Origin of the sequence: Rhodococcus sp. (in: high G+C Gram-positive bacteria), assembly GCF_049591685.1 — a bacterium.
GTDB lineage: Bacteria > Actinomycetota > Actinomycetes > Mycobacteriales > Mycobacteriaceae > Rhodococcoides.
Map to the genome: position 1 here is coordinate 1 of NZ_JBAWFH010000328.1, position 8,986 is coordinate 8,986.

Annotated in this window: 9 protein-coding genes; 5 read left to right on the plus strand and 4 right to left on the minus strand. The window is 64.2% G+C overall.

The features are described from left to right. Positions 1-261: 261 nt before the first annotated feature. The gene (htpG, locus tag WBQ44_RS13640; RefSeq protein ID WP_495567215.1) at positions 262-2,187 is read left to right on the plus strand and encodes a molecular chaperone HtpG; all 1,926 of its coding nucleotides are present in this window, start codon (positions 262-264) and stop codon (positions 2,185-2,187) included. Between the two features lie 101 nt (positions 2,188-2,288). Here the strand turns inward: htpG and WBQ44_RS13645 are convergent, their stop codons facing one another. Then, entirely contained in the window at positions 2,289-2,876 is a 588-nt protein-coding gene (locus tag WBQ44_RS13645; RefSeq protein ID WP_495567216.1) for a TetR/AcrR family transcriptional regulator, read from the minus strand. 94 nt (positions 2,877-2,970) lie between these two features. Between WBQ44_RS13645 and WBQ44_RS13650 the strand changes: the two genes are divergently transcribed. Together WBQ44_RS13650 and WBQ44_RS13655 are read left to right on the plus strand one after the other, a co-directional pair. Then, a complete protein-coding gene (locus WBQ44_RS13650) occupies positions 2,971-3,933 on the plus strand; it encodes a hypothetical protein (protein ID WP_495567217.1) in 963 nt (320 codons plus the stop codon). Between the two features lie 47 nt (positions 3,934-3,980). Continuing rightward, the gene (locus WBQ44_RS13655) at positions 3,981-4,781 is read left to right on the plus strand and encodes a crotonase/enoyl-CoA hydratase family protein (protein ID WP_495567218.1); all 801 of its coding nucleotides are present in this window, start codon (positions 3,981-3,983) and stop codon (positions 4,779-4,781) included. 23 nt (positions 4,782-4,804) lie between these two features. On the opposite strand, the gene shbA is transcribed toward WBQ44_RS13655, so the two are convergent. Beyond that, on the minus strand, positions 4,805-5,380 hold the full coding sequence (gene shbA, locus WBQ44_RS13660; protein WP_495567219.1) for an RNA polymerase sigma factor ShbA: 576 nt from the start codon (positions 5,378-5,380) through the stop codon (positions 4,805-4,807). Between the two features lie 196 nt (positions 5,381-5,576). On the opposite strand from shbA, the gene WBQ44_RS13665 reads away from it, so the two are divergent. Next, a complete protein-coding gene (locus WBQ44_RS13665) occupies positions 5,577-6,524 on the plus strand; it encodes an alpha/beta fold hydrolase (protein ID WP_495567220.1) in 948 nt (315 codons plus the stop codon). A gap of 7 nt (positions 6,525-6,531) precedes the next feature. On the opposite strand, the gene WBQ44_RS13670 is transcribed toward WBQ44_RS13665, so the two are convergent. Next, complete coding sequence (locus WBQ44_RS13670; protein ID WP_495567221.1) at positions 6,532-7,263, minus strand: enoyl-CoA hydratase; 732 nt, start codon at positions 7,261-7,263, stop codon at positions 6,532-6,534. A 55-nt stretch (positions 7,264-7,318) separates the two neighbouring features. On the opposite strand from WBQ44_RS13670, the gene WBQ44_RS13675 reads away from it, so the two are divergent. Beyond that, positions 7,319-8,398: an NAD(P)-binding domain-containing protein gene (locus WBQ44_RS13675; protein WP_495567223.1), complete on the plus strand. Its 1,080-nt coding sequence runs from the start codon at positions 7,319-7,321 to the stop codon at positions 8,396-8,398. 91 nt (positions 8,399-8,489) lie between these two features. On the opposite strand, the gene WBQ44_RS13680 is transcribed toward WBQ44_RS13675, so the two are convergent. Beyond that, on the minus strand, positions 8,490-8,986 hold a 497-nt coding region (locus WBQ44_RS13680; protein WP_495567222.1), incomplete at its 5' end, for a uroporphyrinogen-III synthase.

Consider the following 8,986-nt stretch of genomic DNA (forward strand, 5'->3'; position numbering starts at 1 on the left):
CTCGATAGCGGGGTGAGTTGGCCGCATATGGCGCGATCGTGGTGGTACGCGCGCCGATCTCCGCCGGAATCCCCCACGCGGCCCTGGTCAACCACGCCGCACCCGCCAAAGCGAGAGCAATCGGAACGATCTTCTTGTTGGTCACTGCACCCAGGATAGGTGAGCGAAGGGTAGGGCCCGCCCTGGACGCATGAGCGCGGAAGTAGCCTTGCACTAGTATGCCTGCGACGGTTTTGCTCTAGAAGGAGATCGCACACACCCATGACCACCGAACAGCGGGAATTTCAGGCCGAGACGCGTCAGCTCTTGGACCTGATGGTTCACTCCATCTACTCGAACAAGGACAGCTTCCTTCGCGAGTTGGTGTCCAACTCTTCCGACGCGCTGGACAAGCTGCGGCTCGAGTCCTACCGGAACAAGGACCTCGAGGTCGATGTCTCCGATCTGCACATCGAAGTGGAGATCGACAAGGAGGCGCGCACCCTCACGATCCGTGACAACGGCGTCGGCATGAGCCGTGACGAGGTCATCGACCTCATCGGCACGCTCGCCAAGTCCGGCACCGCAGAGGTGCGCAAGAAGCTCAAAGAAGCCAAGGACGCGGCCGCGTCCGAGGAATTGATCGGTCAGTTCGGTATCGGCTTCTACTCGACGTTCATGGTCGCCGACAAGGTCACCTTGCTCACGCGTAAGGCAGGCGAAAGCACTGCGACGCGGTGGGAGTCGTCGGGCGAGGGCACCTACGAGATCACCGACGTCGAGGACGCACCCCAGGGCACGTCGGTACAGCTGCACCTCAAGCCGACCGACGAAGAGGATCACCTCTACGACTACGCGTCCGAGTCGAAGATCAAGCAACTGGTCAAGAAGTACTCCGACTTCATCGCGTGGCCCATCCGCATCGACGTCGAAAAGCGGGTCAAGGCAGCCGAAGAGGGCGCCGAAGACACCGTGACGATCGAGACCGAGACGATCAACTCGCAGAAGGCGCTGTGGACTCGCCCCAAGGACGAGGTGTCCGAGGAGGAGTACAAGGAGTTCTACAAGCACGTCAGCCACGCCTGGGACGAGCCGCTCGAAGTCATTCCGTTCAAGGCCGAGGGCACGTTCGAATACCAAGCGCTACTTTTCATTCCGTCGCAGGCACCGTTCGACCTGTTCATGCGTGAAGGCAAGACGGGCGTGCACCTGTATGTCAAGCGCGTCTTCATCATGGACGACTGCGAAGAACTGATGCCCGAATACCTGCGCTTCGTCAAGGGTGTCGTCGACGCACAGGACCTCTCCCTCAACGTCTCCCGCGAGATCCTGCAGCAGGACCGGCAGATTCGTGCGATCCGTCGACGCCTGACCAGGAAGGTCCTGTCGACGATCAAGGAGCTGCAGAGCGAGAACGTCGAGAAGTACCAGACGTTCTGGTCGCAGTTCGGCCGCGCACTCAAAGAAGGCCTCATCTCCGACGCCGACAACCGCGAGACGTTGCTGTCGGTGTCGTCGTTCGCATCGACGCATTCGGAAGACGGGCTGACCACTCTCTCCGAGTACGTGGACCGGATGAAGGACGGCCAGGAGCAGATCTACTACATGACGGGCGAATCCCGTCAGCAGATCGAAAGCTCGCCGCACATGGAGGCCTTCAAGGCTCGCGGCCTCGAGGTGCTACTGCTCACCGACTCGGTCGACGAAGTATGGGTCGGCAACGTGCCGGACTTCGACGGCAAGCCCTTCCAGTCGATCTCGAAGGGCGAGGTCGATCTCGACACCGAGGAAGAGAAGAAGGAAGCCGAGTCCAAGCGCGAGGAACAGGACAAGGAATTCGCCGATCTGCTGACGTGGATGAGCGACACCCTGACCGAGGACGTCAAGGAAGTCCGCCTGTCCTCGCGGCTGACCACCTCTCCCGCCTGTGTCGTCGGTGACGAGTTCAGCTTCTCACCGCAGCTCGAAAAGATGTACAAGGCGTCAGGACAATTCGTTCCGACGTCCAAGCGCATTCTCGAACTGAACCCGACGCACGAGTTGGTGACCGGGTTGAAGAAGGCGCGTGAAGAGCGCGGCGACGACGCCACCCTGGCCGAAACGGCCGAGTTGCTATACGCCACGGCACTTCTCGCCGAGGGCACGGAGCTGAAGGACCCAGCGAAGTTCTCCCGGTTGCTTGCTGATCGGTTGACTCGCACGGTGTAGGCAGATCCGCTGCATGTGAGCGGAAATCCACTGTGGACAGGAGCGGAGCCCGCGGAGTGACTGCGGGCTCCACTCGATTTCCGATCACATGCGCGCAGCGCCTAGAGATCGAGGATGTCCAGGGCAGCGAGATAGGCCTCGGCGTCGAAGTCGGGTAACAACGCGGACTGCAGGATGTAGCCCTGACAGACACCCACGATGATGGGCGTGAGGGCGAACGCGCGCGCCTGCGCTTCGTCTTCGTCGAAACCTTTGGAAAGAAACCACGCCTGCAAGTAGCGCTCGTAGAGACGCTTGAGCTCGGCCAGAATACTGGGTAGCGCCTGCACGCTTTCCGGCGCGGCTGCCGCGGCCGCCCAGATCTGCACCAGGATGCTCGGGTTACCGATGTCGCGGGTCATCCCGGCGAGAAACATTCGCATTACCTCGGGCGGCGCGGGCAGAGGTTCTTGCTCTTCCAGGCCATCGAGGTCCATCGCCCGACTCCGCAGAACATTGCGGGTCACCTGCACGATCAGATCCTGCTTGTTCTTGAAGTAGCTGTAGATGGCGCCCGCCGACAGCCCGGATTCGGTGATGATGTCGGCCATCGACGTCTTGTCGAATCCCGCCCGCGCAAAACACCGCATCGCAGCGCTGGTGATCTGTTGACGGCGTTCTTCGCGGTGGTCTTCGCTGACTTTCGGCACCGCCCCATATTAAAAACGAACAATCGTTCTTGACAACCTGGACCCCCTTGCCCACAATAAAAGAACGATTATTCGTTTTATAAGGAGGTTCGTCATGAAGACCACCCCATGGCCTCGCGCCATCGTCGTTGCCCTCGGCGCAGCGGCCGCCCTCGCCGTCGTCGCACTGGCATTCCTGTGGCCGTCGGTCACCTCGACCGTCCAAGGCATCCCCCTGGCCGTCGTCGGTGACTCAGCCGCGCTGCCCGCGCAGCTTTCCGAACCGTTCGACACCGAGTCCTTACCGACCCGCGACGCCGCCGTGGCGGCGATCGAGTCCCGTGAGGTCTACGGCGCCCTCGTGCTCGGCCCCACACCCGAGGTGCTGATGGGCTCGGCCAACGGGCCCGCCGTCAGCCAGCTCTTCGGCCAGGTCGCGTCGACCTTCGGAACCGAGGTGACCGACGTCGTACCGTTCGCCTCGACCGACGCGCGCGGCGCCGGACTGTCGGCCCTGGCGTTTCCCATGGTCATCGGCGGGATTATCGGCGGTGCCGTAATTTCGATGACGGTGGTCGGAACGTGGCGCCGCCTCGCCGCGACGGCAACGTACGGCCTCGGTGCGGGTGTCGTCATCGTCCTGATCACTCAATTCTGGATGGGAATACTTCACGGCGGCGTGGCGACGAACGTTGCGGCAGTGGCCTTGTCCGTGCTGGCGATCAGCACGCTGATTGTCGGACTGACCTCGATCATCGGACCGGCAGGCATCGCAGCTGGCGCGCTGGTCATGATGTTCGTCGGCAATCCGATATCGGGTGCAGCGCAACCCGCGCAATTCCTGCCGGGATCGTGGGGCTCCGTCGGCCAATTGCTGCCACCGGGCGCGGCGTCGACCCTGCTGCGCAACCTTTCGTACTTCCCGGACGCACCGAATGCGCAATCCTGGTGGGTGCTGACGGCGTGGATAGCTGCGGGAGTTCTCCTGATGGCCGTCGGTCATCGCAGAACCGGCCGCGCCGCACACGCGTCGTCGCGCGTCGGAGTCGCCGCAGAGCCAGACCATGTTGCACTGTAGAGATCCGCAGTACTGATCGAACTTCAATTTCGGCGATGGAGGCTTTTGTGACGGATCCGGTTCTCATCCAGCGCACCGGCGATGTGGTCGTGTGGACACTGAACAACCCGGAAGCCCGCAATCCGATCTCCGAGGTCGAAACCATCGACGCACTCGTGGCAGCCGTCGATGCTGTCAATCAAGATCCGAGCGTGCGCGTCGCGGTATTGACCGGAGCGGGATCCGCCTTCTCGTCCGGCGGAAACGTCAAGCACATGCGCGATCGACAGGGCATGTTCGGCGGCGCGCCCGCCGCATTGCGACAGAGTTACAGGCATGGCATTCAACGCATCCCGAAGGCGCTGTACCACTGCGAGATTCCCACCATCGCCGCGGTCAACGGGCCTGCGATCGGCGCCGGGTGCGACCTGGCACTGATGTGCGATCTGCGGATCGCCTCCACGACGGCGAAGTTTGCCGAAAGCTTCGTCAAGGTCGGCATCATCCCCGGGGACGGCGGCGCGTGGCTCCTACCGCGTGCCGTCGGGATGGCGCGGGCCGGCGAAATGGCCTTCACCGGCGAGGCGATCGACGCCCATACGGCGCTGGCCTGGGGAATGGTGTCCCAGGTCGTCGAACCGGACAACCTGCTCGACGCAGCACACGCGCTCGCCGCGCGAGTAGCGGTCAATCCGCCGCAGGTGTTGCGAATGACCAAGAAGCTGCTGCGCGAAGGCCAACACCAAAGCCTCGAAAGCCTGCTCGAACTGTCGGCGGCCTACCAGGCCATCGCACACACCACCGCCGACCACACCGAAGCGGTCGCCGCCATGCTCGAGCGACGAGACGCCACCTTCGAAGGCTGTTGATCGGCGCTCAGGCCGAAAGCAGTTCAGGCCGAAAGCAACGCGAAGTTGGATAGCTCGGCGCGTAGATGGTTCAGGGCTCGATGCTGCGCAACCCGGACGGCACCGGCGCTCATGCCCAGTGCCCTGCCGGTTTCGGGTGCGGTCATGCCCCAGACCACGCGCATGAGAATGATCTTGCGATGCCGCGGAGGCAGGGTTGCCATCAATGCTGCTGCACTGCCACGGAACTCGCCGTCGAGGACGCAGGCTTCCGGCGAATCGTCCGTGAACGGCTCCTCGATCACCGCATCGAGCGAACGAGAGCGCCGCAGCACGGATTTACGGCCCGCATCAGCGAGCTTGTGCGCAGCGATGCCGTAGACGAACGCTATGAACGGCTTTCCGTGATCTCGGTACTTGGGAATCGCGGTCAACAGTGCCAGGCAAACATCCTGCACCACATCGTCGGCGGCAACATCGAGGTTGACCGAACGCGTTAGGCAATAGCGTTTCAGTTGCGGCCTGACCATCGTGATGACGTCGGACAGAGCGGCCCTGTCCCCATTCACTGCCAGCGGTACGCGCACTTCGAGCATGCGAGCGGTGTCTTCGTCCGTCATCGCCTGTGTCCTCCCTGGTCACCGAGCGCCTTGAACAACATTCGAACCTGGTGCCGCCCCGGTTTGGTCGATACCCGCCCCAGTGCGAACAAACCCGCGGTGTCGAACAAACCCACAGCCGCTTTTCGGGCGGCCGCGTAACACATGCGTAGATGGTGACGAAACCTCCTACACACCATGAAGGCCGGAGACCACCATGAGCGATCGGCACGTCGTCGTCGAACGACATCGCGGACGGAGCACCGTCGTGACCGACGACGGTGCGGCACTCGTCGTCACCGAAACCGGTGGCCGCGACGCCCCGATGTCGGTGGTGTTCGTCCACGGACACTGTTTGGCCAAGGAATCATGGTTCGACGTGCGCAGCGAGCTCGAAGCGATGTGGGGCGAGGACATCCACATGGTGTTCTACGACCACCGAGGCCACGGCGCCTCCGGAACGGCCGACGCGGAGACCTACACCATCGATCAGCTCGGCCGCGATCTCGGCGCGGTGATCCGGGCGACGGTGCCCACCGGCCGGTATGTGATCATCGGTCATTCGATGGGCGGGATGACGGCCATGTCGTACGCGCGCCAGCACCTCGGTGAGTTGGGCGAGCGGCTGGTGGGCGTCGGGCTGATCGCCACCGCAGCCAACGGCCTCGCCGACGAAGGACTCGGGGCATGCCTGGCGCACCCCGCCGTCGCACTGTTCCGCAAGGCAGTAAGCCGAGCACCCGGTGTGATGACCGCGTCGAAACGTCTGAGCCGCGGGATCTGCGCGCCCATCGTCCGGGCGGCCGGCTGCGGAACCCGGCGGGTCAGCCCACGCGTGATCGCCCTGGCCTCGGCGATGCTGAACGAGACGTCCGTGGTCACGATGGCTGCGTTTCTCGGACCGCTGCACGACTTCGACGAGTCCCACAGTCTGCCCGCGCTGGCGGTGATTCCGACGTTCGTCCTGTGTGGCTCCGACGACCTGATGACGCCGATGCGCCACTCGCGGATCATCGCCGACGCTCTGCCCGCCGCCCGGCTGGTGACCGTCGCGAACGCCGGTCACATGGTAATCCTCGAACGCGCACGCGAGGTGGCCGAAGCAATCACCACTCTCGTTGCCCAAACGCCCATCGGGGCGAAAGCGTTGCAGGCCGCGTACTGACCCGGCTCTATCTACCCTGAAAGTGTGGCTTTCGCTTTTCGTTGCGGGCGCGCCTGGCCTCTTTCATGTCCTCGCTCGTCCAGCAGGCACCGAAGGCAACCCACTGCTCCGGCGTCGGCTGGTCGTGCGACCCGTCGTCGTTGAACACCAGCTTGAGATGCTTCAGAGCCAGCGGTGCCAGTTCGGTGATCGATGCCGCCCATTCCTGCGCTACGGCCAGGTTGCCTCGCTTGTTGGCGAGGCCGCTGGTGTAGGCGCGGTCGGCGTCGAGCCGCTCACCGCCCATCAGGATGGTTCGGGCGACACTGCCACCCGCGAGCGACGCCAACCGCTTGATGGTCCAGTTGTTGACGGCGATGCCCAGCCTCGTCGACGGAATTTCGAAGAAACCACCGTCGGCGACCACGCGAAGATCGCTGGCAATGGCCAGCTGCGTGCCTGCTCCCACTGCAGGACCGTTGACCGCGGCGATGATCGGGACCGGCGCACCGTCGACTGCCCGCAGCAACCGTTCGAGCGCCTCGGGAAACTCCTCTGGGAAGTCGTCGCCGCCCAGGTCGGCGCCGGCACAAAAGCTCGAGCCCTGCCCCGTCAGGACGATGACACGCGCGTCGGTCGCGACCGCATCTTCGATGCCCTCGCGCAGGGCGACGCACAGGGCGGTGTCGAGCGCGTTGCGACGTTCCGGACGCTGAAGTTCGAGTGTGACGACGTCTCCGTCACGGGTCTGACCCATCATGGCCGTAGACGTTACTCAGGGGTACGAACAGTGGCAGTCCGCGGGTGATGTACTGGTGAACGTGATCGAGACAGACGTCGCAGTCATCGGAGCTGGACAGGCGGGGCTGTCCGCCGGCTACCACCTTCGACGCAGCGGCCTCGAACCCGGATCCGGATTCGTCATGCTGGATCGATCGCCCGAGCCCGGCGGCGCGTGGCAGTACCGCTGGCCGTCGTTGACGCTGAGCACCGTCAACGGCGTCCACGACCTGCCGGGTATGGCATTCGCCGACACCCTCACCGGCGCCTCGCCCGACGGCGTCGTCGCGTCCGAAGCTGTTCCCCGGTACTTCCAGGCGTACGAGGAAAAGTTCGATCTGCAGGTGCGACGCCCGGTGACGGTGACCGTCGTGTGCGACCGCGACCCTCGCTTCCGCGTCGAAGCCGGCGACGTCGTACTGTCGGCCCGTGGGCTCATCAACGCCACCGGAACCTGGGAAGCACCCTTCGTGCCGCACTATCGCGGCGCCGAAACGTTCCGCGGACGTCAGCTGCACACGAAGGATTACACGACCGCCGACGCCTTCACCGGACAGCACGTCGTCGTCGTGGGCGGCGGCATCTCCGCGGTCCAATTGCTCGACGAGATCTCACAGGTCACGACGACGACATGGGTCACGCGGAGGCCACCCGTATTCCGCGATTCCGATTTCGGCCCCGAAGCCGGACGTGCAGCCGTCGCGATGGTCGAAGAACGCGTGCGCGAGGGCCTTCCGCCCGGATCTGTCGTCTCGGTAACGGGTCTGCTGCTCACCGACGCATTGAAAGCAGCTCGCGACCGAGGCGCGCTGAAGCGTCTCCCGATGTTCGCCGAGATCACACCCGACGGCGTCCAATGGGCGGACGGAACGCTCATCCGAGCCGATGTAATTCTGTGGGCCACCGGATTTCGCAGTGCGCTCGACCATCTGGCGCCACTTCGACTGCGCGGCCACGGCGGCGGCATCGTCATGGACGGACGCCTCGCCACCCGCGTCGCCGCCAATCACCGCGTCCACCTCCTCGGCTACGGACCCTCCGCCAGCACCATCGGCGCCAACCGCGCAGGCCGCGCCGCCGTCACCGAGTTGCTGGAAACCCTGCGCACCGAGTGACCGCCGAATTCGCACCTGTGCAGGCGAAAACGGTCCCCTGAACTGCACAAGTGCGAATTTCGCGGAGTCGTTAGCGCCGACTGCGCTCCGTTCAATCGCTCAACTGCTCGACCACGTATTTCGCCAGAGAACCCAGCCGAGCCCGCTCCGGCATACGCGTCGGAACACCCAGTGCATCCAACGGCGCCGAGGTGACCGGCCCGACGCAGATGGCGACAACCGGGCCGCTCAAAGCCGCGAGGAACTCGTCGAGCAGACCGTTGTCCTTTGCCGTCGACAGGAGCGAGGCCACGGCTGGGGCGCTGGTGAACGTGACGGCGTCGACCTCGTGGTTCAGGATTGTGGCCAGGAGATCGATCAGGGGCTGCTGATCCACCGGACGAATCCAGCGGTAGACCGGGATGGGACGAACGTCGGCGCCGAGACGGGCCAGGGATTCGCTCAAGTGGATGGTGGGCTCCCACTCGGTGATGGTGCCGTGAAGCTGAACGGCGACGTCCATTCCGACGATTCCCTCGGCCTCGAGATGGTCCGCCACCTCCTGAGACGCCTCCGTTGCGGGTGACCACACCTCGCGAAGGCCGGCAC